The sequence below is a fragment of the Brevundimonas huaxiensis genome, assembly GCF_014218725.1.
In the GTDB taxonomy this organism is placed as follows: domain Bacteria; phylum Pseudomonadota; class Alphaproteobacteria; order Caulobacterales; family Caulobacteraceae; genus Brevundimonas; species Brevundimonas huaxiensis.
Map to the genome: position 1 here is coordinate 118076 of NZ_JABBJE010000007.1, position 22274 is coordinate 140349.

Sequence of the window (22274 nt, forward strand, 5' to 3'; positions counted from 1 at the left end):
ATTCGCTGCCCGGACACGCGGGGCGGCGCCCGATCCACCCCGCAGGCCTCCTCCCCGAGGCCCCGTCGGGACTGGCGGTGCGCGGCCCGACGGCGTCATGCCATGGCTGATCGCGCCCTGCCGCTACGCGAAAGATACATTGCTGTGAGCACCACATTCGAATCCATGGGCCTGAACAAGGCCCTGCTGCAGGCCCTGGCCTCGACCGGCTATACCAAGCCGACCCCGATCCAGGAAAAGGCCATCCCCGACGTCATGGCCGGCAAGGACCTGCTGGGCATCGCCCAGACCGGCACCGGCAAGACCGCCGCCTTCGCCCTGCCGATCCTGCATCGCTTGGCCGAAAACCGCATTCCGCCCAAGCCGCGCACCACGCGCGTGCTGGTCCTGAGCCCCACGCGCGAGCTGGCCACCCAGATCGGCGACAGCTTCAAGGCCTACGGCGCACACCTGGGCTTTAGGGTCGCGGTGATCTTCGGCGGCGTGAAATACGGCGCCCAGGAGCGGGCCCTGCAACAGGGTCTGGACATCCTGATCGCCGCGCCCGGCCGCCTGCTGGACCACATCCAGCAGAAGAACCTGGACCTGTCCTCGACCGAGATCTTCGTGCTGGACGAAGCCGACCAGATGCTGGACCTGGGCTTCATCAAGCCGATCCGCCAGATCGTGTCCAAGATCCCGGCCAAGCGCCAGAACCTGTTCTTCTCGGCGACCATGCCGTCCGAGATCGGCAAGCTGGCCGGCGAACTGCTGAAGGATCCGGTCAAGGTCCAGGTCACGCCGCAGTCGACCACCGTTCAGCGCATCAGCCAGTCGGTCGTCTATATCGAACAGGGCAGGAAGCGCGCCCTGCTGACCGAGATGTTCTCGGATCCCGAATACACGCGCTGCCTGGTCTTCACCAAGACCAAGCACGGCGCCGACAAGGTCGCGGCCTATCTGGAAGCCGGCGGCGTCGAGGCCGGCGCCATCCACGGCAACAAGAGCCAACCCCAGCGTGAACGCACCCTGGAAGTCTTCAAGAAGGGCAAGCTGCGCGTCCTGGTCGCCACCGACATCGCCGCGCGCGGCATCGACGTGGACGGCGTCTCGCACGTCGTGAACTTCGAACTGCCGCACGTGCCGGAAAGCTATGTCCACCGCATCGGCCGCACCGCGCGGGCGGGCAAGGACGGCACCGCCGTCAGCTTCGTCGCCGGCGACGAGATGAAGCTGCTGCGCGACATCGAAAAGGTCACGCGCCAGAAGATCCCCGCCATCGACCGCCGCAACGACAAGTCCCTGGGCCAGCTGGACGCCACCATCATGGCCACCGGCGTCGGCAAGAAGGCGACCCTGCCCGAGCGCGAAGGCGGCGAGCGCAACGAAGGCGGACGGGGTGGTCGCGGCCGTCGCAATCCCCACCGCGACGGCGTGCGTCCGGAAGGCGGCGGCCAGCCGCACCGCCAGCGTCGCAACCGTCCGGGCGAAACCCCGGCGGCCCCGCGTCCCGAGCGCGTCTACAACCCCCTGGCCGGCGAGCGCGTGCCCTCCATCAATGACAACGCCAAGCCGGCGGAAGGTCAGATGAAGCGCCGCCCCCGTCGCCGTCCCTCGAACGGCGGCAAGGGCTACGGCGGCGCCGCCAAGGGCTGACCTAGATCCTCCCCCGTTTGCGGGGGAGGGGGACCGCGAAGCGGTGGAGGGGGCGAACGTCGCACGGCACCAAATGTCGGAGATCGAGCCCGTTTCCGCCCCCTCCACCCCGCTTCGCGCGGTCCCCCTCCCCCGCTGCGCGGTGGAGGAATAAAAAAACGGCGGCTCCTGCGAAGGAGCCGCCGTTCTCATGTCAGCCGGGGCTGAGCGGACCTCAGAAGTTCCAGGTCGCGCCCAGGGAGAAGCCGACGCCCGAGCCTTGGGCTTCGCCGCGCAGGTTCGAGATGACCAGGCCGTTGCCATAGACGTCGCGGGTGTCGTTGATCGTCGCGGTGTCGATGTCGATGTAGGTCACGGCGCCGTCGAAGGTCATGTTGCCGATCGTCTTGGATAGACCGGCGGCGTAGAGCCAGCGATCGCCGTCCGGGATACGGGCGGTGCGGTGATCGTCCGGCGTCGGGGTCGGGTCGTAGCCTAGGCCGGCGCGGAAGGTCATGGACGGATCGATCTTGTAGTCGAAGCCGATCGCGCCGGTGGTGACATCGTCATAGTCCTGAACGATGGTGGAGCCGCCGCCGGTGTAGGCGACGCGGATGGCGTCGAACTCGCTCCAGCCGATCTGATTGACCTGGGCGTTCAGGGTCAGGCGATCGTTGACGGCGTAGCGGGCCGAGACGGTGGCGTACCAAGGCGTGGTGAACGACGCGCCGCCATCGGTCGAGACGTTGGCGCCGGCCAGGACGCCAGTCAGGCCCGAGATGTTCACCGAACCTTCCAGCTCGTGCTCGATCTTGGAGCGGTAGGACAGACCCAGGTCCAGCTTGCCGAAGTGCATCTGGGCGCCGGCGTTCCATCCGTAATCCCAGCCGTCGCCTTCCAACTGGTTGCGACCGTCGGTCGACGGCGAAACGACATAGGCCGGCGACAGGACGGCCGGGATCGGCACGTTCGGCAGGGCGGACGACAGGGTCGCCTTGGCGTACTGGGCGTCGAAGCCGACGCCGAGGTCCAGCCAGTCGGTGACCGTCATGGCGGCGACCAGGCTGACGTTGGCCGAGCGCAGTTCCGACGTCAGCGCGTCGTAACGGGCGAAGTCGTCGGGCAGATATTTGGTGGTGAAGTTGTAGGGCGCCTGGACGGCCAGGCCGACATTGAAGCGGTCGCCGATCGGCATGGAGACGGCGAAGTTCGGCACAATGCCGCTTTCGACCACGTCATGCACGTGCGGGTCGCCGTTGACGGGGGCCGAACGGCTGACGACGCCGACGCCCGGAACCGGGACGTTGTAGGTCAGGGTCGAACCGGTGTTGTCGACGTCGGAGTCCAAGATCAGGCCGTGGGCGCCGAGGTAGACTTCACGCTGGGTTCCGGCGATGGCGGCGGGGTTCCACCACAGCGACTGGACGCCCTTGTCGGCGCCGACGCCGGCGTTGGCGCGACCCTGGCCGCGGGTCGATTGTTCCTGGACATAGAAGGAGCCGGCCATGGCCGGGGCGGCGACGCCGGCCAGCAGGGCGGTCGTCATGGCGATCCCGCCCATGCGGGCGAAGTTCCTGGAGGTCATTTCATACACCTAAGTCAACGTCGGCCGCATTACGCGCGGTCGATCAGGGGAGGAGCCCTCTCAGCGTTCGCGGCGCGAAAGCGTTGCGGGCAAGGCCCCCATCGGACCGGAAACAGGCGAAACCGTGGCGCCTGAGCCGCACACGATCACGGCTTTGCGAGGTTACGCAGCGGCAACATCGATGCCCAGATTACGCAGTTCTGCGATCAAATCATGCGCCGCCGCATCGACCTGATCGGCATCGCGGCCACGAATGACCAGCTGGGTTCCGATCTCGCCGATGCTGCCATGGCCAAACGGATAGCTGCCGAAGGACAGCTCCCGACGCTGATTGGCCGCCGCCCGCAGCACATCGGCCACCGCCCCCTCGCCTACCCCGCTGACCTTCAGGGTCTGGACATGAACGATGGCGCCGGTGCGCAGGCGCGGGGCCACATCCTCCAGCATGGCCTGCATGATCTTGGGCACGCCGGCCATGACGAAGACATTGCCGATCTGGAAGCCGGGCGCGTCGGTGACCGGATTGGCGATCAGAACGCTGTCTTCCGGGATGCGCGCCATGCGACGGCGCGCGGCGTTGAACTCGTCGCCATAGCGGCGCGACAGAATGGCCAGCGCCTCGGGATGTTCAGGCAGGGCCACGCCGAAGGCGGCCGCCACGGCGTCGGCGGTGATGTCGTCATGGGTCGGACCGATGCCGCCGGTGGTGAAGACATAGTCCCAGCGTGAGCGCAGCGCGTCCAACGCCTCGACGATCCGGCCGTGATCGTCGCTGACGACCCGCGCCTCCATCAGATCGATCCCCAACGCCGCCAGAAACCGGGCGATAGTGTTGGTGTTCGCATCCTGGGTCCGGCCCGACAGGATTTCGTCGCCGATCACCAGGACGGCGGCGGTCGGCGCAGAGGCGATTGGTGCGGCGTCGGTCATACGGGAATCCGGGGGCAGGCTTGAGGTTTCATGCTATAACGCCCATCTGCGGCGAACGGATTGCGCCGTATCCCGCCTTTTGCAGACCGATCGCCCCCATGTACGAAACGCCCGAACTCGAAACCGACGTCCTGGTCCGCTCCAGCGCCATCCGCATCCATGAGGCGGAAGACTTCGAGGGCATGCGCAAGGCCGGACGTCTGGTCGCCGAGGCGCTGGACATGATCGCGGCGCATGTGAAGCCGGGCGTCCTGACCAGCACGATCGACGATCTGGTGCGCGAGTTCACCCTGGACAACGGCGGCCTGCCCGCCTGCCTGGGCTACAAGGGTTACGAGAAGACCGTCTGCACCTCGATCAACCACGTCGTCTGCCACGGCATTCCCGGCGACCGGGTGCTGAAGGACGGCGACATCGTCAACATCGACCACACCGTGATCGTGGACGGCTGGCACGGCGATTCCAGCCGCATGTATGCGGTGGGCGAGATCAATGCGCGGGCCAGAAAGCTGATCGACGTGACCTATCAGTCGCTGGATCTGGGCCTGGAGCAGGTCAAGCCGGGCAATACGTTCGGCGACATCGGCTATGCGATCCAGAAGTTCGTCGAGGCCCAGCGCATGAGCGTGGTGCGCGACTTCTGCGGCCACGGCATCGGCCGCGTCTTCCACGACAGCCCCAATGTCCTGCACTATGGCCGTCGCGGCGAGGGCGCGGTGCTGAAACCCGGCATGTTCTTCACCGTCGAGCCGATGGTGAACCTGGGCAAGCCGCACGTGAAGGTGTTGTCCGACGGCTGGACCGCCGTGACGCGCGACAAGTCCCTGTCGGCCCAGTGCGAGCACACCATCGGGGTGACCGAAGACGGGCTGGAAATCTTTACGGCGTCTCCGGCGGGGCTGTTCCGACCGAACTGAACCCTTGATCCCCAATCGCAATACGCACAGGTTGCGTTGAGCGGGAGGGATCATGCTCGACGACAAGGCGTCCGAAGTCGGGGACAAGCCCAAGCCGCGCCACAGCGGTCATCGAGACCGGCTGCGTGAGCGGGCGGCGAAAGGAGGCCTGGGCGCCCTGCCCGACTATGAGCTGCTGGAGTTGCTGCTGTTTCGCAGCGTGCCCTACAAGGACACCAAGCCGCTGGCCAAGGATCTGCTGGCGCGGTTCGGAGGGCTGGAGGGGATCGGCGCGGCAAGCCATGAGGCGATCGAGGATCAGGTGGCGCGGTCGATGGGATATGCTGTCGGCAAGGCGACGCGGGCGGTGGCGCTGGACCTTCAGTTGATCTTCGACGTGACGCGGCGGATCGCGAAGGAGCCGACGGCCAAGCGGCCGGTGATCTCGTCCTGGACGGCGCTGCTGGCCTATGTCCGCGTCGCCTTGCAGCACGAGCCGCGCGAGCAATTCCGGGTGCTGTATCTGGACAAGAAGAACCAGCTGATCCTGGACGAGGTGCAGAACCGCGGCACGGTCGATCATGCGCCGGTCTATCCGCGCGAGGTCGTGCGGCGCGCGCTGGAGCTGTCGGCCAGCGCCCTGATCCTGGTGCACAACCATCCGTCGGGCGATCCCACCCCCAGCCGCCCCGACATCGAGATCACGAAACAGGTTGTGCAGGCCGGCCGCGCCCTTAACGTCGAGGTTCACGACCATCTGGTCGTCGGCCGCGACGGGGTGGCCAGCTTCAAGCAACTGGGCCTGATGTGAACGACAGGATTCTGACGACCGAGCGGCTGGTGATGAGCCCCGTCTCGACACAGGATTTCGACGATCTGCTGACGCTGTGGTCCGATGAGGATTTCACGCGCCACATCATGGGCCGGGCGCTGGGCCGCGAGGAGGTGTGGTTCCGGCTGCTGCGCGATCTCGGCCATTGGGCGGCGACGGGCCATGGCAACTGGACGATCCGGCTGCGGGACGACGGAACCTATCTGGGCAGCGTCGGGGTGTTCGACTATCGCCGCGAGCTGGAGCCGCCGTTCGACGCGCCGGAGCTGGGTTGGGGCGTGGCGCCGGGGTTTCAGGGGCGGGGCTATGCGGCCGAGGCGCTAACGGCGGCCCTGGACTGGACCGACCGGAGGCTGGAGGGGCGAACCGTCTGCATGATCGCGCCCGAGAACCTGGCCTCGCTGAAGCTGGCGGCGCGGGTCGGTTATCGCCCCTATGCGAGTGCGACCTACAAAGATCATCCGGTGCAGCTGTTCGAACGGCAGCGCTACGGAGCGTAGGCCGCCATTAAGGATTACCGGGCAAACTGGCGTCCAACGAAGTGTGAGTGCCCGCCATGCCCATGTCCGTGGAAACGCTGCGCCAGCATCTGGTCGACGCCTTCGCCGACGCCGAGATCGAGATCGAGGATCTGGCGGGCGACGGCGACCACTATCGCGCGCGGATCGTGTCCAGCGCCTTCGCCGGTCTGCCGCGCGTGCGTCAGCACCAGATGGTCTATGCCGCGCTGAAGGGTCAGATGGGCGGCGAACTGCACGCCCTGGCGCTGGAGACCTCCGCGCCGGCCAAGGAGGGCTGAAGGCCATGCGCTATCGCCCCTTCGGCGTCTCCGGCTCCGCCATCTCGAACCTGACGCTGAGTTTCGGCGCCGGCGTGCTGAAGCGCGGGCGCGAGGCCGGGCTGGACCTGCTGTATTCGGCGCTGGAAGCGGGGGTGAACAGCTATCGGCTGGAGACCGCCGACCCGGTGGCGGCCGAAGTGCTGGGCGAGGCCCTGTCGCATGTGGATCGCAAGCTGGTCTATGTCAGCCTGACGCTGGGCGCCGGCGACGGTCGCGACCAGCAGCGCGACTTCTCCGCACAAGGCATGACGGCGGCCATCGATCGGGTGCTGCACTTCTCGGGCCTGGGCTGGATCGACGTTGCGGTGCTGCACGAGCCGGGCGAGACCGAACTGGCGCAATCGTCGCTCAGCGCGCTGAAGGCCATGCGCGCCACCGGACGGATCAAGCTTTTGGGCATCGCCGGCGGCGGCGACGTGATGGACGCCTATGTGTCGACAGGGGCGTTCGACGCCCTGCTGACGCCGTTCGACATCAACGCCGACTGGAAGATCCGAAACCGCATCCGCTCGGCGCGCGAGCAGGACATGGCGGTCTTCGCCTATGACTTCTACGCCGACCGGCGCGCGCGGGCGCCCGATGCGCCGATCTTCAAAAAGGGGCTGTTCGGCTTCGGCAAGGACAAGCGTCCCGTCGATACGCCCAAGAAGGACGCCTTCGGTTTCCTGTACCGCACCCAGAACTGGACGGCCGAGGCGATCTGCCTGTCCTACGTGCTGACAGACCCGTCGGTGTCCAGCGTGATCGTCACTCCGACCGACACCGATCGGCTGGCGACACTGGCCGCGGCGCCCGAGAGGGACATGCCGCCGGGCCTGGCCGCGCAGATCGAGATGGCGCGCGTCTTGGCCAATCAGGCGGCCTGACCGTCCTTCCCGGCTGTGCAGAACGTCGAGGACGCCTTGACCGCGACCGTTCGGCTCCCTAGCTGACGGGCTTCACGAAAGGCCCGCATCCGTGACCGACACCGCCCAAGCCGCCGATCCCGTCCACGCCTTCATCGGCGAAACCGTCGCCCAGAACGACGTGGTTCTGTTCATGAAGGGCACGCCGGACCAGCCGCGCTGCGGCTTCTCCTCCCTGGCGGTGCAGATCCTGGATCATGTCGGCGCCGGCTTCGTGGGCGTGGACGTGCTGCAGGACGAAGCCCTGCGCGAAGGCATCAAGAGCTTCACCGACTGGCCCACCATTCCGCAGCTGTATGTGAAGGGCGAGTTCGTGGGCGGATCGGACATCATCCGCGAGATGTTCCAGGCCGGCGAACTTCAGGCCCTGATGGTCGAGAAGGGCGTGCCGCTCGGCGAGACCTGATGGCCAGGAAGACCCTCACGCCGCGCGAAGACCGCGAGGTCTTCGTCGTGCCGCTGGACGTGCGGCCCGAGCACATCGACGCCAACGGCCACGTCAACAACGTCGTCTATGTCGGCTGGCTGCAAGATGCGGGCACGGCCCACTGGAACGCGCGCTTCGACGAGGCGACGCGGGCGAAATGGTCGTGGGTCGCGACCCGGCATGAGATCGACTATCTGCGCGGCATCGCGCCGGGCGCCGAGGGCGTGGTCGCCCGCACCTGGGTCGGCGATCCGCAGGGACCGCGCTTCACCCGCTACGTCCGCATCGAGGACGCCCAAGGTCGCGTCTGCGCCCAGGGCGTCACCGAATGGGTGCTGGTGGACGCTGCGACCCTGAGGCCGCAGCGCATTCCGCCAGACATGCTGGTCGTATTCGAGACGCCTACTTCAGCGGATTGAGGATGCGGGCCGCCGTGCCGGGCTCCAGGCCCAGGTCGGCATAGGTCCAGCGCAGTTCGACGCCGTCCGGGACCAGGGCCTTGCACAGGTCCTGTTTGGTGCGGCGAAGCGTGATCTCGACCGGCGCGCCATCCGATACCGACACCTCGAAATCCGACGCCTGGGTGCAGCCGTTGGAATCGACGCGCGCGACCAAGGCGCCGTCGGCGAACCGGGCTTCGCGGATGGCCTCGGCCGGCGGGGCGTCGTCGCGGCGCAGGTTCACCGAGACGTTCTCGCCCGCATCGCTGTCATAGATGACGCAGGCCGACAGCAGCGGTGCGACCAGGGCCGCGACCACCAGACCTTTGACCAGGCCGCGCATCACTGGCCCGAGGCCGGCGCGGTGATGACGCGCGTGGTCGGCTTTTCGGTCGAGACGATGATGCAGCCCGACAGCAGCGGCGCGGCGATGGCGATGGCGAGAGCGAGACGAAGCATTGGTGTGTTCCCCAGTTGAAGCTTGACCCTTTTGTGCCGCGTGGGCCGGGCGCGCACACGTGAATAATCGGAAAGCTGGGTGAACAATCGGAAAGGATCGGGGTTGAACGTGACCGCAACCGCCATAGCTACAGGCCCCCTCCCCTCCCACGGATCACCTTTCATGAGCCAACTGTTCTCGCCCCGCGCCGTCGGCCCCCTGACGCTGAAGAACCGCGTCGCCATCGCGCCCATGTGCCAGTATTCGGCCATCGACGGCGTGCCCCAGCCCTGGCACGTGCAGCATCTGGGACGACTGGCGATCTCCGGCGCGGGACTGGTCATCGTCGAGGCGACGGGGGTCGAGGCGGCGGGACGGATCACGCCGGACGACACCGGCCTGTGGAACGACGCCCAGGAAGAGGCCTTCGCCCGGATCATCCGCGACATCCGCACCTACAGCGACACACCCATCGGCATCCAACTGGCCCACGCCGGACGCAAGGCCTCAACCAGCGCGCCGTGGAAGGGCGGCGGCGCCCTGGAGGCCGAAGACGGCGCGTGGGAAACCTTCAGCGCCTCGGCCGAACCGTTCAAGGATGACTGGCACACGCCGACCGCCATGACCCCGGCCGACATGGACCGCGTGGTCGCTACGTTCGAAGACGCCGCGCGGCGGGCGGATCGGGCCGGGTTCGACCTGGTCGAACTGCACGCCGCCCACGGCTATCTGCTGACCCAGTTCCTGTCGCCGGCATCCAACCACCGCACCGACGAGTTCGGCGGATCCTATGAGAACCGGGCACGCTTCCCGCTGCGGGTCGCCCAGGCCCTGCGCGACGCCTGGCCCCGGACCAAGGCGTTGGGCGTGCGCTTCAACGGCTCGGACTGGGTCGAGGGCGGCATCGCCTTGGACGAGGTGACGGCCTTTGGTCAGGCGCTGCACGACATGGGCTATGACTATCTGCACCTGACGTCGGGCGGAAACGTCGCCCAGGCGAAGATTCCGGGCGGCGAGCCGGGCTATCAGTTGCGGTTCGCCCAGGCCGTGAAGGCGGCGACGCCTGAGGCCAATGTTATGGCCGTCGGCATGATCTTCGATCCGCAGCAGGCCGAGGACATCGTGGCGTCCGGTCAGGCGGACTTCATCGCCATCGCACGCGCGGCGCTGGACGACCCGCACTGGGCGCACCATGCGGCCGTCGCCTTGGGAGAGGATGAAGGCCTGCCGGTCCAGTATCGCGGCGCCGGCAAGGGCGTTTGGCCCGCCTATGATCGCGTCAACAGCCCGGCCTGATCAGGCGGCCTTTTCCATCGACGGATCGACGGCCCACAAAACGCGTGCGGCGGCTTGAACTTCGGCATCGGCCGTCTTTTGCGGGCGGCCGAGCAGATAGCCCTGAACCTCGTCACAGCCCTGGTCACGCAGGAAGGACAGCTGCTCCAGCGTCTCGACGCCCTCAGCCAACACGGGGATGTGCAGGCTCTCGCCCAGGGCCAGAACGGCGCGAATGATGGCGGCTGACTGAGGTCCGCCGTCCAGTTCGGACATGAAGGAGCGATCCAGCTTGATCTTGTCGAACGGGAAGGCGCGCAGGGTCGATAGCGACGAATAGCCGGTGCCGAAGTCGTCCATGGCGATCGAGACGCCCAGCAGCTTCAGCTGGCGCAGGACGTGGGTCGTGCGCTCCATGTCGGTGATCATGGCCGTCTCGGTGATCTCCAGCTCCAGCCGCGACGGCGACAGGCCGGTCTCGACCAAGACCTGATGCACCAGGCGCGGCAGGTCGACGTGACCCAGCTGCACCGGCGACAGGTTGACGGCGATCTTGTGCGGTTCGGTCCAGCTGGCGGCCTCGGCGCAGGCGGTGCGCAGCACCCATTCGCCGATCGGCAGGATCAGGCCGTTCTCTTCGGCCAGAGGGATGAAAACGGCCGGCGAGATGAAGGTCCCGTCCGGCTGGATCCAGCGCAGCAGCACCTCATAGCCGGTGATGTCGCCGGTATCGACGGCGGCCTGCAGCTGCCAGTTCAGGCTGAACTGGCCCTGATCCAAGGCCTCGCGCATCTGTTGAGCCATGCGACGACGATTGCGCACCGCCTCGTCCATCTCCTCCTCGTAGAAGCAGACGTCGGTCCCCAGCGAGGCCTTGGCCCGGTACATGGCCAGGTCCGCGTCATTGATCAGGGCGGACGGGTCGTGGGCGTCGTCAGGCCAGATCGCGATGCCGGTGCTTAGGCCGCAGGCGACCTCGGCATGGTCCAGCACGACCGGCGTGGTGACGGCGTCGCGCAAGCGCGCGACCAGATCCAGAGCGTCGTCCTTGTGCTGGATCGGCACGACGGCGACGAACTCGTCCCCGCCCAGGCGCGCGATGAACTCGTCGTGGCGCAGACAGCCGCGCATCCGTTCGGCGATCTGGATCAGAAGCTGGTCGCCGGCGGCATGGCCGTGAACGTCGTTGACCTCCTTGAACCGGTCCAGGTCCATGGCCAAGAGGGCCACCTTGTTCGGAACCGTCAGGTCGGCCGTCTGGCGCGTCAGCCATTCCAGGAAGGACGAGCGGTTGGGCAGGCCGGTCAGGCCGTCGTTGCGCGCCAGATGGGCGATGCGACGCTCCTGCGCCTGACGCATGCGCAGATCGCGCACGGCGTAGATCATGACGTGATCCACACCGCAGTCGCGGCGCACGGCGATCTCGACGGGGATGTCCGCCCCGCCCTCGGCGACCAGTTTGGACTGGCTGAGGCCGTTGACCGCCAGATCCGCGACGCCGGCGATCCAGCGCGACAGCGGCTCGCCGACCAGGGCGTGGTGGGCGACGCCCGCCAGATCGGCGAAGGCGGCGTTGGCGGCCAGGATGACGCCGTCCTGTTCGACCACCATGCCATCGACGCTGCCCTCGATCAGATGATCCAGGCGCGCCTTGGCCTGAAGCCGGGACTGGACGTCCAGGGCGTGGCTGGCGACGCCGGTGCCCAGCATCATCAGGCCGACGGCGGCGACGGCGAAGGCCAGGACCAGGTTGGTCGATCCGACAGCGCCCATATCCCTCAGCGCGCCGACCGGCACGATCGTCATGGCGGCCATGCCGGTGAAGTGCAGGGCGACGATGCCCAGGACCATCAGCACCACAGGGACGACCTTGCCGGACTGCCGGGCGCGATTGAACGCCAGGGCGCCCAAGACGACCGCCCCTGCCACAGAAGCCGCGACGTAGGCGGTCGACCAGTGGATGACGGCGTCGGTCGCAAAGGCCGCCATGCCGGTATAGTGCATGGCCACCACGGTCAGGCCGAACAGCACGCCGCCGATCTCGGCCGAGGCGGGCATCCGGCGCGAGGCCACCCACAACGCCAGCGCGCTGCCGGCGATGGCGACACCCAAGGACAAGCCGGTCAGGACGGGGCCGTAGCTGATGGTGACGCCGGGCTCATAGGCGATCATCGCCACGAAATGGGTGCACCAGATCGTCGCCCCGGTCGCCACCGCACCCATAAAGGCCCAGGCCAGACGCGTGCCCTTTTCGGCGGCGCGCAGGCGGCGGTACAGGCGGAAGGTGATGATCGAACCGATCAGGCACAGGCCGGCGGCTAACGCGACGAGCCAGAGATTATGGTCGTCGGTCAGGCAGGTGAGAAAGCGCATGAAGCTACAGACCTTGGGGGGACGGTCTGTCGTCGTAGCGGACGTTGCTTAATCAGACGCGCTCGAACAGGCTTAACGAAACGCTACGGCCGTTTTCAGGAGCGGGGCATCTGATAGGGGTTGTTGACGCTGACGGGTGAGCCGGGCGTCAGGCCCAGCTCCTCGAACGACCACTTCAGCTCGACGCCCTGGACCAGGTCCTGCTTGCACTTGTCCTCGTCGATGCGGCGCAGGGTGATGACGGCGCTGCCGCCCTGCAGGCTGACGATCGGGATCAGGTCTTCCTTGGCCGTGCAGCCGTTCGAACTGACCCAGAAGACGGCCTGATCCTTGGTGAAGGTGGCGGCGTGGATCGGCTCCAGCGCGCCGGGCATGCCCGCGGTGGAGACGGTGGGCTCGCCGCGGCTGGCGCAGGCGGCCAGGCCCGCCGATGCGGCGGCGATCAAAGCCAAGCGTTTCATGATGGAGTCGCGCAACTGACGACCTCCCCTGCCTCAAAGCCTGAACCGGCCGAGAATGCGCCTGTTCGCCCCTGGAGGGAACAGGATAAAAAACGAAAGGCCCCGGACGAATCCGAGGCCCTCCAAACTGAACACTTCAAAGGGACCGCCACGGGGCTCAAGCAGCCCGAAGGGCGATAGCCCCCTTGAAGAACGCTTCGTAAGCTTCGCTTACGAAGCGTAGTATTCGACGACCAGGTTCGGTTCCATCTTCACGGCGTACGGCACGTCCGACAGTTCCGGCACGCGGACGTAGCGAACCGAGAACGAGCGGTCCGACAGTTCCAGGTAATCCGGCACGTCGCGTTCCGACGACTGCTGGGCTTCGAGCACCAGAGCCATGTTGCGCGACTTTTCCTTCACGGTGACGACGTCTTCCGGCTTCACGCGGTAGGAGGCGATGTCGACCTTCTTGCCGTTGACCAGGACGTGGCCGTGGCTGACGAACTGGCGGGCGGCCCAGACGGTCGGGACGAACTTGGCGCGGTAGACGATGGCGTCCAGGCGCGATTCCAGCAGACCGATCAGGTTTTCCGAGGTGTTGCCCTTGCGACGGGCGGCCTCATCATAGGTCTTGGCGAACTGCTTTTCGGTGATGTTGCCGTAGTAGCCCTTCAGCTTCTGCTTGGCCTTCAGTTGCAGACCGAAGTCCGAAACCTTGGACTTGCGACGCTGGCCGTGCTGGCCGGGACCGTAAGAACGCTTGTTGACCGGCGACTTGGAGCGGCCCCACAGGTTCTCACCCATGGCCCGGTCGATCTTGTACTTGGCGCTGTGGCGCTTGGACATTCTATTCTCTTTTCGACGATACGGCCCGGCATCCCCTGGATTGGGAATGCGATCTCAACGGCGGTCCACGCATCTTCCGTCATTCATCCCGGCTCCGCCGAAGCGGACCCATGGAAGGCGGCGCTTATGGCCAGCGAGGGCGGCGGAGTCAAGCACGGCGGGCTGTTAAGCACGATGGCATGGAACGATCCCGTCGCCCCGCCCTTCCTTCGACGCAACCAAACCACGCATGAGGACAAGGAGGAGTGGAATGCAGACCGAACCCAACAGCTTTCAGACCGGCCTGTCCGACGAGGCCATGCAGACGCTGAAAACGCAGCTGGTCGATCTGGTCGAGCCTTTGAGCGACCACCAGCTGCTGGATCTCGCCGACGGCATCCATGAGATGCTGCGCCAGCGCCGCATGGTCCGCCAGCACCATGCCGAGCGCATGAACGCACGGACCCGGCACGGCGTGGACCTTCGCATCTAGTCCTTCGCAGACTGCGCTTCTGAGATGAACATGGCGCGGCCTTCGCGGGTCGCCACCTTGCCCAGGCCCGGGAACGGAAAGTGATAGGCGTAGATGTGGGCGCCGGAGTTGCGCAACGCCGTCACCTCGTCCAGCCGCGCCTTTAGGCCCGCCGCCTGATCGTCGTCATAGCCGACCTTCCAGTCCGGATGTTCGACCGATAGGATCCAGTGGTGCATCAGGTCGCCGGTGTAGAGCAGCTGGTTCTGGCCGTCGGCGATCAGATAGGCGACGTGGCCCGGCGTATGGCCAGCCGTGTCCTGAGACTGGACGCCCGGCGCGACCTCGCCGCCCGGCTCGAAAGCCTGGACCTTGGGCGTGATGATCCGCACAAGATCGGCAAGCTCAGGATTGGCGCGGATGGACGCCCATTCCGCCTGCGACATCCGGATCGCTGCATTGGGGAAGGCCAGGCCGCCGTTGCGGATCAGGCCGCCGACATGGTCCGGGTGGCCGTGCGAGATCAGCACGTCGGTGATCGAGGCCGGATCGACGCCCGCCTTTTGCAGGCTGTCCATCAACTGGCCCTTGCCCTCTCCCAAGCCCGTGTCGAACAGCATCGTGCGGGCGCCGTTCCTGACCAGAAGCGGATGGATTTCCAGCATGATCGGATCGGCCGGCTGTCCGGCGGCGGTGAGCGGCGCGGCGACCGCCTGCGGCGTCAGGCCGACGCCGAAGGTCTGGTTGTCGTTCTTGACCGGGTTCTCACCGTCGAACAGGGCGATGGCGTCCAGCGCGCCGATCTTGAAGCGATAGACCGGCTTCTCGGCTGGGGCGGCGACGGTCTGGGTGGGATTGGGCGGCGCGGGATCGCCGGGCTTCTGCCCGTTCGCCTGAGGGTTACAGGCCGCCAGCATCAGGGCCGCGAAAGCAGCCCCCGTCATCATCATCCGCATCGCTTCGATCTCCGTTTGCGATGACGCAATCGAAAACGCCCGCCGGAGGTTCCGGCGGGCGTCGTCATCTCTCGATCTCTGGGCTGGACCGGCCTTATTTGGCGGCGGCGTAGAGTTCGTTGACCTTGTTCCAGTTCACCACCGTCCAGAACGACTTCAGATAGTCGGCGCGGCGGTTCTGATATTTCAGATAGTAGGCGTGCTCCCACACGTCGGCGCCCAGGATGACCTCGCCGCGCTCGTCCACGACGTCCATCAGCGGATTGTCCTGGTTCGGGGTCGAGGTGATCTTCAGCTTGCCGTTCTGCACGATCAGCCAGGCCCAGCCCGAACCGAACTGCGCGGCGCCGGCGGCGTTGAAGTCTTCCTTGAACTTGTCCATGCCGCCCAGATCGGCGTCGATGGCGGCCTTCAGCTCGGCCGAGGGCTCACCCGCCTGATCGGCCGGGGCCAACAGTTCCCAGAACAGGCTGTGGTTCCAGTGACCGCCGCCGTTGTTGCGCACGGCCTTGGGCGCGGTGGAGATGCTGGTGAAGATTTCCTCCAGCGACTTGCCCTTTAGGTTTTCGTCGGCGTCGACGGCCTTGTTCAGGTTGTCGACATAGGTCTGGTGGTGCTTGTCGTGGTGGAAGGTCATCGTCTCCTTGTCGATGGCCGGCTCCAGCGCGTCATAGGCGTAGGGCAGCGGGGGCAGGGTGAAGGCCATGTCAGTCTCCTGAAGACGGGTTTGTTCCTGAACCCCATTTAGGGGCTATGGCGTATGACCCAAGCGATTTCGTCGCGTTTTTGTTCAGCTTTGCCATTTGCATTGACCCATGATGCGCGCGATTGTCCACCCGTCAATCGGAGGCTGTCATGTCGCGTATCGAATTAATCGCCCTGCTGGCGCTGGCCTTTTCAGGAAGCGGTTGCGCCGGCTTCAAGGCGCTGGACGAGGCGGCGGCGGATATGGCTAGGCAAACGCCGACCTGCACCCAAGACCCCGCGATCGGCGCGGACAATTATGGCGGTAAGACCTGCCGCGTCAGTCACACGGTTTGGTCTTCGACGACGACGACCGTCGAGGAGACTGGCAAGGCGCCCATCACCATCCGCACCGTCACGACGCCCTCGGGAAGCACGACCGAGCTTGTGCCGACGCCCTGACCAGACCAGGCTAGGCGGTTGGCAAGTTCGCCTTCAAGCAATCGCGAACGGCGCGCTTCACATCGCCCGGCGCATTGGGCTCGTCCACGCCCTCCGCCGCGAAGACGGCGCGCACGGCGGCGTCCAGCCCTTTGGGCAGGGCCTCGATCACCCGCTTCTGCCCCTTGGCATGCAGGCAATAACCCACCTCGCGGCAAAGGGCGGAAAACATCGGTTCGTAGGGATCAGAAGCGCTCATCCCGGCCCCTTAGCATCAGGGGAGCAGACGCGACAGCCAGTGCATCAGGTTCAGCACGAACTGCTGATCGTCATGACCGGCTGTGTTCAAACCCATGCGAACGGGCTCGCGATCCGGCTGTTCGGTAAAACGCACGACCTGGGCCGTGAGCATCCCCGCCTCTCCCAGCACGACGACCCGCCCCGCGCCAAAGCGCAAAGCCAGACCTTGCGCGGGTAAGGCGGGCCGCGACAGCTCGGCAAGGACGACGGCTGGATCCTGGCCGGCCCGAAACTGCGTTCGGATCGTTTGCAAGGCTCCGAGATCGGGAGCCTCTCGCGCATCTGCGCTCATCGCCAGCAATACCGTTGCGTCTGCCGGCCCCGACAGTGACTGCCCGGTGAAGCTCTTGACGACCTTCAAATGCTCGCTTTGATTGCGGCCCTCGATGATCGGATGATCCGCAAGCGCCGCGCTCGGAAAGACCAGATTGGCCGTAACGTCGTCGCCCACGGGCTGGAAGGCGTAACCCGTGCCCATCGTCACCCCGAACTTGGCAGCCAGGGCTTCGGCGGCGGAACCATGGGGCGCGTGATCGGCGGCCAGAAGCAACGCCCCGCCCTGCTCCACCCATCGACGGATCGCCTCGATCTCGTCGTCGTCGAAAGCCGAGGCACGCGAGCCGTCCGCCGGTCGCGCCGGATTGGCGATGACCAACACCGCCACGCCATCAAGCGCACCGGGCGCATCGAGACGCCTCCGGCTGGCTTCGATCCGATATCCATCGGCCCGCAACAGCGCGGCGAAGGCGGCATAACGACCTTCGATGGTCTGCTCGCTGCCGTGGCCCTGATCGACAAGCACGACAGGCCCATCCGTCGCATAGGCTGGCGAGGCCACCTTTGGCCGCCAATCCAGATCGCCAGCCTGCTCTTGCGCCAAGGCCGGGCCTGCCAACAGCAGGACTGCGACGGCGATCCAACCCCGGCGTCCCATCTGGCGCTTAGATCTTCAAGCGTTCGGCGTGGAAGGCGATGTGGTCGGCGATGAAGCTGGCCATGAAGAAGTAGGAGTGGTCGTAGCCGGGCTGCATCCGCAGGGTGATTGTCTGGCCGGCGGCGTCGGCGGCGGCTTGGAGAAGTTCCGGCTTCAGCTGGTCGGTCAGGAAGCTGTCGGCGTCACCCTGGTCGATCAGGATGTCATCGAAGACGCCCTTCGCCGCGCCGCCTGCGATCAGCTTGGCGGCGTCGTGGCGGTCCCACGTCGCACGGTCGTCGCCCAGATAGGCGGTGAAGGCCTTTTCGCCCCAGGCGCATTGGGTGGGCGAGCAGATGGGCGCGAAGGCCGACACGGAGCGGAACAGGTCAGGATGGTTCAGCGCCAGGGTCAGGGCGCCGTGGCCGCCCATCGAATGGCCGCTGATCGACCGGACGCCCGTGGTCGCAAACTTGGCGTCGATCAGGGCGATCAGCTCCTCGGTGACATAGGTCTCCATGCTGAAATGCGGCGCCCAGGGCGCCTGCGTCGCATCCAGATAGAAACCCGCGCCCTGACCCAGGTCATAGGCGGAATCGTCGGCGACGTCTTCTCCGCGCGGGCTGGTGTCGGGCGCCACGATGATGACGCCGTGTTCGGCCGCCGCCTGGTAGGCCCCCGCCTTGGTGGTGAAATTATCCTCGGTGCAGGTCAGGCCCGACAGCCAGATCAGCACCGGGAAAGGCCCCTCGCCCGCCGGCGTGAAGACCGACAGCGTCATCGGCGTGCCAGTCGCTGTGCTGTCGTGCTTCAGATAGCGCAGGGTTCCGCCGTGGACGGCGTGGGTCTTGGTGGTCTGCAAGGTCATGACATCTGGCTAGTGCAACCGGCCAATGTCCGCAACGCGCGAAGCTCGTGATAGAGTCGGCGAGCGACCGACCATGAGGATCAAAAGATGATCACCGTCACCGCCTTCAAATGGGTTCCGCCCTTCGCCGCCGGACAAGTTCGGGATCACCGCGTGCGATGGATTCTGAACGAGGCGGGCTGGCCCTACGAAATCCGGTTGCTGGATGCAGTCGATCAGAAGTCGGCGGAATACCGCGCGCTTCAGCCGTTCGGTCAGGTGCCGACGCTGGAGGAGGACGGCCGCGCTCCGACGTTCGAGAGCGGCGCCATCGTCTGGGATATCGCCGAACGGGCGGGCGTGCTGATGCCGTCCGATCCGGTGATGCGCGCCCAGGTTCTGACCTGGTATTTCGCTGCCCTGAACAGTGTCGAAGGCGCGCTGAACAATGTCGCCGAGGCTGAGTTCTTCCTGCCCGACGAAGCGGCCAAGGCGGTGCGACGACCGCAGGTCATGCCCTTCGCGGAGCGGCGCCTGGGCGAGCTTCAGACGGCGCTGGGCGAACGGAACTGGCTGGTCGGCGAAGACTTTACGGTCGCCGACCTGATGATGAGTTCAGTGCTGAAGATCGCCGCGTCTCTGGACCTGCTCCAAGGCTATCCGGCGCTACAGGCCTATTTCGACCGCTGCCTGGATCGCCCGGCCTATCGGAAGGCCGTCGCGGACCAGTGTGCGACCATCGCCGCCCATGGCCCGCGCGACATGCGATACCGCGAGGCCCAAGCCGCCGGCTGACGCCTTCAGCCCGGCCTGTGCATGGCGCAGATCTTGTTGCCCGACGGATCGCGCAGATAGGCCAGGATCATGGGGCCGAAGGGGCCCTTGCGTTCGCCGGGCGGGTCCTCGATGGCGCGACCGCCGGCCGCGACGCCGGCGTCGTGGAAGGCCTGGACCATCTCGGCCGTCTTGGCGTGAAAGCCGATTGTGCCGCCGTTGGCGTGGCAGGCCGGCTCGCCGTCGATGGGCGCGCCAATCGCAAAGGCGCCCATGCGGGTGCGCCACCAGTAGCGGCCCTTGGGGTCCGGCCCCTGGCCCGGCTCGACGCCCAAGGCGCCGAGCGCGGCGTCGTAGAACCGGCGCGACGCCTCGATGTCATTGGCGCCGACGGTGACGTGGGTGAACATGGCGAGCCCTCCTGATCTATGGTCGACAGACGATAGCCATGACCGTCTCTTTTGGCAACGAACCCGTCACCACGGGACGGGCCGGCCGTCGCGGTCCAGATAACGCAGTCCCGGCCGCCCCCTCTGCGCCAGGATCACCTCGACCAGTTTGGGGATGCTGTCCTCGATCGTATGGGGCGCGTCCGGCCCGCCCAGATCGGTGCGAATCCAGCCCGGCGCCAGCAACAACATGCCGCGGGGGTCATCGGTGTGTCGCGCGGCATAGCCGCGCATCAGCATATTCAAGGCCGCCTTGGAGGCGCGATAGGCGTCGACGCCGCCGCCGTTGTTGTTGGCGATGCTGCCCTGGCCCGACGACATGACGCCGATCACGCCGCTTGGCGCGACCCGGTCGCCCAGCGCCTCCACCACCTGAAGCGGCGCCCAGGCGTTGGTGGCCATCAGCCGGGTGAAATCGTCCAGCGACGTATCGGCGATAGAAGCCGGCGCATCGGCCACGCCCGCATTGATGAACAGACAATCGAAGCGTCGATCCGACAGCCTATCTGCAAGCGCCCGCACCTGCTCGCCATCCGTGATGTCCAGCATCTCGATCTCTAGCGTCGGATGGTCGGACGCCAGGGCGTGCAGGGGCGACACGGCGGATCGGGCGGTAGCGACGACAGACCAGTCCCTCTCCAGGAAGGCCTCGGCCAAGGCCAGGCCCAGGCCTCTCGACGCCCCGATCAGCAAGATGGAGCCGGGGGCCCGTGTGGCCATGATCAGAACACCACGACCGAACGGATGCTCTTGCCCTCGTGCATCACGTCGAAGGCCTTGTTGATGTCGTCCAGGGCGAAGGTGTGGGTGATCATGGGGTCGATCTCGATCTTGCCGTCCATGTACCAGTCGACGATCTTGGGCGTGTCGGTGCGGCCGCGCGCGCCGCCGAAGGCCGAACCGCGCCAGACGCGGCCGGTCACCAGCTGGAACGGGCGGGTGGCGATCTCCTTGCCGGATTCGGCGACGCCGATGACGACGCTCTCGCCCCAGCCGCGGTGGCAGGCCTCAAGCGCCTGGCGCATGACGACGGTGTTGCCGGTGCAGTCGAAGGTGTAGTCCGCGCCGCCGCCGGTCAGTTCGACCAGATGGGCGACCACGTCGGAGACTTCCTTCGGGTTGACGAAATGGGTCATGCCGAAGCGACGGCCCCAGTCTTCCTTGTCGCCATTGATGTCCACACCGACGATCATGTCGGCGCCGACCATCTTCAGCCCCTGGATGACGTTCAGGCCGATGCCGCCCAAGCCGAAGACGACGCAGTTGGCGCCGGGCTCGACCTTGGCCGTGTTGACCACGGCGCCGACGCCGGTGGTCACGCCGCAGCCGACGTAGCAGGCCTTGTCAAAGGGCGCGTCCTTGCGGATCTTGGCCACCGCGATCTCGGGCAGGACGGTGAAGTTTGAGAAGGTGGAGCAGCCCATGTAGTGGGCGATGGCCTGGCCCTTGTAGCTGAAGCGCGACGTGCCGTCGGGCATGACGCCCTTGCCCTGGGTGCCGCGAATGGCGGTGCACAGATTGGTCTTGCGGCTGAGGCACGACTTACACTGGCGGCATTCCGGCGTGTACAGCGGGATGACGTGATCGCCGACCGCGACCGAGGTCACGCCCGGCCCCACCTCGACCACCACGCCCGCGCCCTCGTGCCCCAGGATCGAGGGGAAGACGCCCTCGGAGTCCAGCCCGTCCAGCGTATAGGCGTCGGTGTGGCAGATGCCGGTGGCCTTGATCTCGATCAGCACCTCGCCGGCGCGCGGCCCCTCCAGATCGACCTCGACGATCTCCAACGGACGTTTGGCCTCGAAAGCGACGGCGGCGCGGGTTTTCATGGCAGGGGCTCCTGAACGATTCCCTCCTCTTCTAGGGCAGGCGCAGGATGGTATGAAGCCGTCATGTCACAACCAAACCTCGTCGTCCTGACCGGGGCCGGCATATCGGCCGAGAGCGGCGTGCCGACGTTTCGGGCGTCGGATGGGCTGTGGTGCGGGCATCGGGTGGAGGATGTGGCGACGCCTGAGGGCTATGCGGCCGATCCGGCGCTGGTGCAGGACTTCTACAATCAGCGGCGGCGACAGTTGGCCGAGGTCCAGCCGAATGCGGCGCACCAGGCGCTGGCGGCGTTGGCGGCGCGGTGGCGGGGCGACTTCCTGCTGGTGACGCAGAACGTCGATGATCTGCACGACCGGGCGCATGAAGAGACGCCGCCGGCCGCCGGGTTCGAGCTGATCCATATGCACGGCGAACTGCTGAAAGGCCGCTGCACTGGCTCGGGCGCAGTGATGGACTGGGCCGGGGACATGGCGGCGGACGAGGCCTCGCCGCATCATCCCGACGGCCTCATGCGGCCGCACATCGTCTGGTTCGGGGAGATGCCGCTTCAGATGGAGCGGATCGAGCGGGCGCTGGAGCGGTGCGACCTGTTCGTGTCCATCGGCACCTCGGGCGCGGTCTATCCGGCGGCAGGGTTCGTGCAGGCGGCGCGGTATGCCGGGGCGCGGACGGTCGAGATCAACCTGCAGCCGACGTCGGGGCGCGCCTGTTCGACGAAGGCGTTTACGGACCGGCTACGCAGGCCGTGCCGGCCTTCTTCGACACGCTGTAGAGACGAAAACG

The 22274-nt window shown here is 66.6% G+C and carries 26 protein-coding genes and 1 pseudogene; 13 read left to right on the top strand and 14 right to left on the bottom strand.

Annotation, left to right across the window (positions count from 1 at the left end; all coding sequences use genetic code 11):
* Positions 1–144: 144 nt before the first annotated feature.
* Positions 145–1635, top strand: a complete 1491-nt coding sequence (locus tag HF680_RS13185; RefSeq protein ID WP_317134072.1) for a DEAD/DEAH box helicase — start codon at positions 145–147, stop codon at positions 1633–1635.
* A gap of 214 nt (positions 1636–1849) precedes the next feature.
* On the opposite strand, the gene HF680_RS13190 is transcribed toward HF680_RS13185, so the two are convergent.
* Together HF680_RS13190 and HF680_RS13195 are read right to left on the bottom strand one after the other, a co-directional pair.
* Positions 1850–3199: an OmpP1/FadL family transporter gene (locus HF680_RS13190; protein ID WP_235968980.1), complete on the bottom strand. Its 1350-nt coding sequence runs from the start codon at positions 3197–3199 to the stop codon at positions 1850–1852.
* A 162-nt stretch (positions 3200–3361) separates the two neighbouring features.
* Positions 3362–4129, bottom strand: a complete 768-nt coding sequence (locus HF680_RS13195; protein ID WP_185225372.1) for a competence/damage-inducible protein A — start codon at positions 4127–4129, stop codon at positions 3362–3364.
* Between the two features lie 98 nt (positions 4130–4227).
* Between HF680_RS13195 and map the strand changes: the two genes are divergently transcribed.
* The 7 genes from map to HF680_RS13230 all read left to right on the top strand — a co-directional run bounded on the left by map (position 4228) and on the right by HF680_RS13230 (position 8449).
* A complete protein-coding gene (map, locus tag HF680_RS13200; RefSeq protein ID WP_045809810.1) occupies positions 4228–5046 on the top strand; it encodes a type I methionyl aminopeptidase in 819 nt (272 codons plus the stop codon).
* Between the two features lie 52 nt (positions 5047–5098).
* A complete protein-coding gene (gene radC, locus HF680_RS13205; protein ID WP_045809809.1) occupies positions 5099–5836 on the top strand; it encodes a RadC family protein in 738 nt (245 codons plus the stop codon).
* The gene (locus HF680_RS13210) at positions 5833–6357 is read left to right on the top strand and encodes a GNAT family N-acetyltransferase (protein ID WP_082064340.1); all 525 of its coding nucleotides are present in this window, start codon (positions 5833–5835) and stop codon (positions 6355–6357) included. The genes radC and HF680_RS13210 overlap by 4 nt, the downstream gene beginning before the upstream one ends.
* Before the next feature lie 56 nt (positions 6358–6413).
* A complete protein-coding gene (locus tag HF680_RS13215) occupies positions 6414–6656 on the top strand; it encodes a BolA family protein (RefSeq protein WP_045809808.1) in 243 nt (80 codons plus the stop codon).
* A 5-nt stretch (positions 6657–6661) separates the two neighbouring features.
* Positions 6662–7564, top strand: coding sequence for an aldo-keto reductase family protein (locus tag HF680_RS13220; RefSeq protein WP_185225373.1), 903 nt, complete (start codon positions 6662–6664; stop codon positions 7562–7564).
* Between the two features lie 91 nt (positions 7565–7655).
* Entirely contained in the window at positions 7656–8009 is a 354-nt protein-coding gene (gene grxD, locus HF680_RS13225; RefSeq protein ID WP_185225374.1) for a Grx4 family monothiol glutaredoxin, read from the top strand.
* Positions 8009–8449, top strand: coding sequence for an acyl-CoA thioesterase (locus HF680_RS13230; protein WP_153925945.1), 441 nt, complete (start codon positions 8009–8011; stop codon positions 8447–8449). Before grxD ends, HF680_RS13230 begins: the two co-directional genes overlap by 1 nt.
* Here HF680_RS13230 and HF680_RS13235 read toward each other — a convergent pair.
* Entirely contained in the window at positions 8433–8813 is a 381-nt protein-coding gene (locus HF680_RS13235; protein ID WP_205196280.1) for a hypothetical protein, read from the bottom strand. The genes HF680_RS13230 and HF680_RS13235 overlap by 17 nt on opposite strands.
* Positions 8814–9092: 279 nt before the next feature.
* Between HF680_RS13235 and HF680_RS13240 the strand changes: the two genes are divergently transcribed.
* A complete protein-coding gene (locus HF680_RS13240; RefSeq protein WP_185225376.1) occupies positions 9093–10205 on the top strand; it encodes an NADH:flavin oxidoreductase/NADH oxidase in 1113 nt (370 codons plus the stop codon).
* On the opposite strand, the gene HF680_RS13245 is transcribed toward HF680_RS13240, so the two are convergent.
* The 3 genes from HF680_RS13245 to rpsD all read right to left on the bottom strand — a co-directional run bounded on the left by HF680_RS13245 (position 10206) and on the right by rpsD (position 13846).
* On the bottom strand, positions 10206–12557 hold the full coding sequence (locus HF680_RS13245; protein WP_185225377.1) for a bifunctional diguanylate cyclase/phosphodiesterase: 2352 nt from the start codon (positions 12555–12557) through the stop codon (positions 10206–10208).
* 95 nt (positions 12558–12652) lie between these two features.
* Positions 12653–13033: a hypothetical protein gene (locus tag HF680_RS13250; RefSeq protein ID WP_082064339.1), complete on the bottom strand. Its 381-nt coding sequence runs from the start codon at positions 13031–13033 to the stop codon at positions 12653–12655.
* Positions 13034–13228: 195 nt separating this feature from the next.
* On the bottom strand, positions 13229–13846 hold the full coding sequence (gene rpsD / locus HF680_RS13255; RefSeq protein ID WP_017504690.1) for a 30S ribosomal protein S4: 618 nt from the start codon (positions 13844–13846) through the stop codon (positions 13229–13231).
* Between the two features lie 250 nt (positions 13847–14096).
* Here rpsD and HF680_RS13260 point away from each other — a divergent pair, with 250 nt between their 5' ends.
* Positions 14097–14318 carry a hypothetical protein gene (locus tag HF680_RS13260; RefSeq protein ID WP_045809802.1) on the top strand — a complete coding sequence of 74 codons (222 nt, stop codon included), beginning with the start codon at positions 14097–14099 and terminating at the stop codon, positions 14316–14318.
* Here HF680_RS13260 and HF680_RS13265 read toward each other — a convergent pair.
* The gene (locus HF680_RS13265) at positions 14315–15253 is read right to left on the bottom strand and encodes an MBL fold metallo-hydrolase (RefSeq protein ID WP_185225378.1); all 939 of its coding nucleotides are present in this window, start codon (positions 15251–15253) and stop codon (positions 14315–14317) included. The two genes, HF680_RS13260 and HF680_RS13265, sit on opposite strands and share 4 nt — an antisense overlap.
* Before the next feature lie 94 nt (positions 15254–15347).
* The gene (locus tag HF680_RS13270; RefSeq protein ID WP_017504687.1) at positions 15348–15959 is read right to left on the bottom strand and encodes a superoxide dismutase; all 612 of its coding nucleotides are present in this window, start codon (positions 15957–15959) and stop codon (positions 15348–15350) included.
* 149 nt (positions 15960–16108) lie between these two features.
* Between HF680_RS13270 and HF680_RS13275 the strand changes: the two genes are divergently transcribed.
* A complete protein-coding gene (locus HF680_RS13275; protein WP_185225379.1) occupies positions 16109–16399 on the top strand; it encodes a hypothetical protein in 291 nt (96 codons plus the stop codon).
* A 10-nt stretch (positions 16400–16409) separates the two neighbouring features.
* On the opposite strand, the gene HF680_RS13280 is transcribed toward HF680_RS13275, so the two are convergent.
* Genes HF680_RS13280 through fghA form a run of 3 tightly spaced genes read right to left on the bottom strand, consistent with a single transcriptional unit; the run spans position 16410 to position 18459 of the window.
* Complete coding sequence (locus HF680_RS13280) at positions 16410–16637, bottom strand: hypothetical protein (protein ID WP_045809799.1); 228 nt, start codon at positions 16635–16637, stop codon at positions 16410–16412.
* Positions 16638–16652: 15 nt separating this feature from the next.
* Positions 16653–17612 carry a DUF4350 domain-containing protein gene (locus HF680_RS13285; protein WP_185225380.1) on the bottom strand — a complete coding sequence of 320 codons (960 nt, stop codon included), beginning with the start codon at positions 17610–17612 and terminating at the stop codon, positions 16653–16655.
* A 7-nt stretch (positions 17613–17619) separates the two neighbouring features.
* On the bottom strand, positions 17620–18459 hold the full coding sequence (fghA, locus tag HF680_RS13290; RefSeq protein ID WP_017504684.1) for an S-formylglutathione hydrolase: 840 nt from the start codon (positions 18457–18459) through the stop codon (positions 17620–17622).
* An 87-nt stretch (positions 18460–18546) separates the two neighbouring features.
* Here fghA and HF680_RS13295 point away from each other — a divergent pair, with 87 nt between their 5' ends.
* The gene (locus tag HF680_RS13295) at positions 18547–19233 is read left to right on the top strand and encodes a glutathione S-transferase family protein (RefSeq protein ID WP_185225381.1); all 687 of its coding nucleotides are present in this window, start codon (positions 18547–18549) and stop codon (positions 19231–19233) included.
* 5 nt (positions 19234–19238) lie between these two features.
* Here the strand turns inward: HF680_RS13295 and HF680_RS13300 are convergent, their stop codons facing one another.
* The 3 genes from HF680_RS13300 to HF680_RS13310 form a co-directional block, all read right to left on the bottom strand.
* On the bottom strand, positions 19239–19622 hold the full coding sequence (locus tag HF680_RS13300; RefSeq protein ID WP_017504682.1) for a VOC family protein: 384 nt from the start codon (positions 19620–19622) through the stop codon (positions 19239–19241).
* Between the two features lie 66 nt (positions 19623–19688).
* On the bottom strand, positions 19689–20381 hold the full coding sequence (locus tag HF680_RS13305; RefSeq protein WP_017504681.1) for an SDR family NAD(P)-dependent oxidoreductase: 693 nt from the start codon (positions 20379–20381) through the stop codon (positions 19689–19691).
* Positions 20382–20383: 2 nt separating this feature from the next.
* Positions 20384–21490 (bottom strand): S-(hydroxymethyl)glutathione dehydrogenase/class III alcohol dehydrogenase, encoded by a 1107-nt coding sequence (locus HF680_RS13310; protein ID WP_185225382.1) that lies wholly within the window; start codon positions 21488–21490, stop codon positions 20384–20386.
* A gap of 63 nt (positions 21491–21553) precedes the next feature.
* Here HF680_RS13310 and cobB point away from each other — a divergent pair.
* Positions 21554–22263, top strand: a pseudogene (gene cobB, locus HF680_RS13315) (Sir2 family NAD+-dependent deacetylase).
* Positions 22264–22274 lie beyond the last annotated feature (11 nt).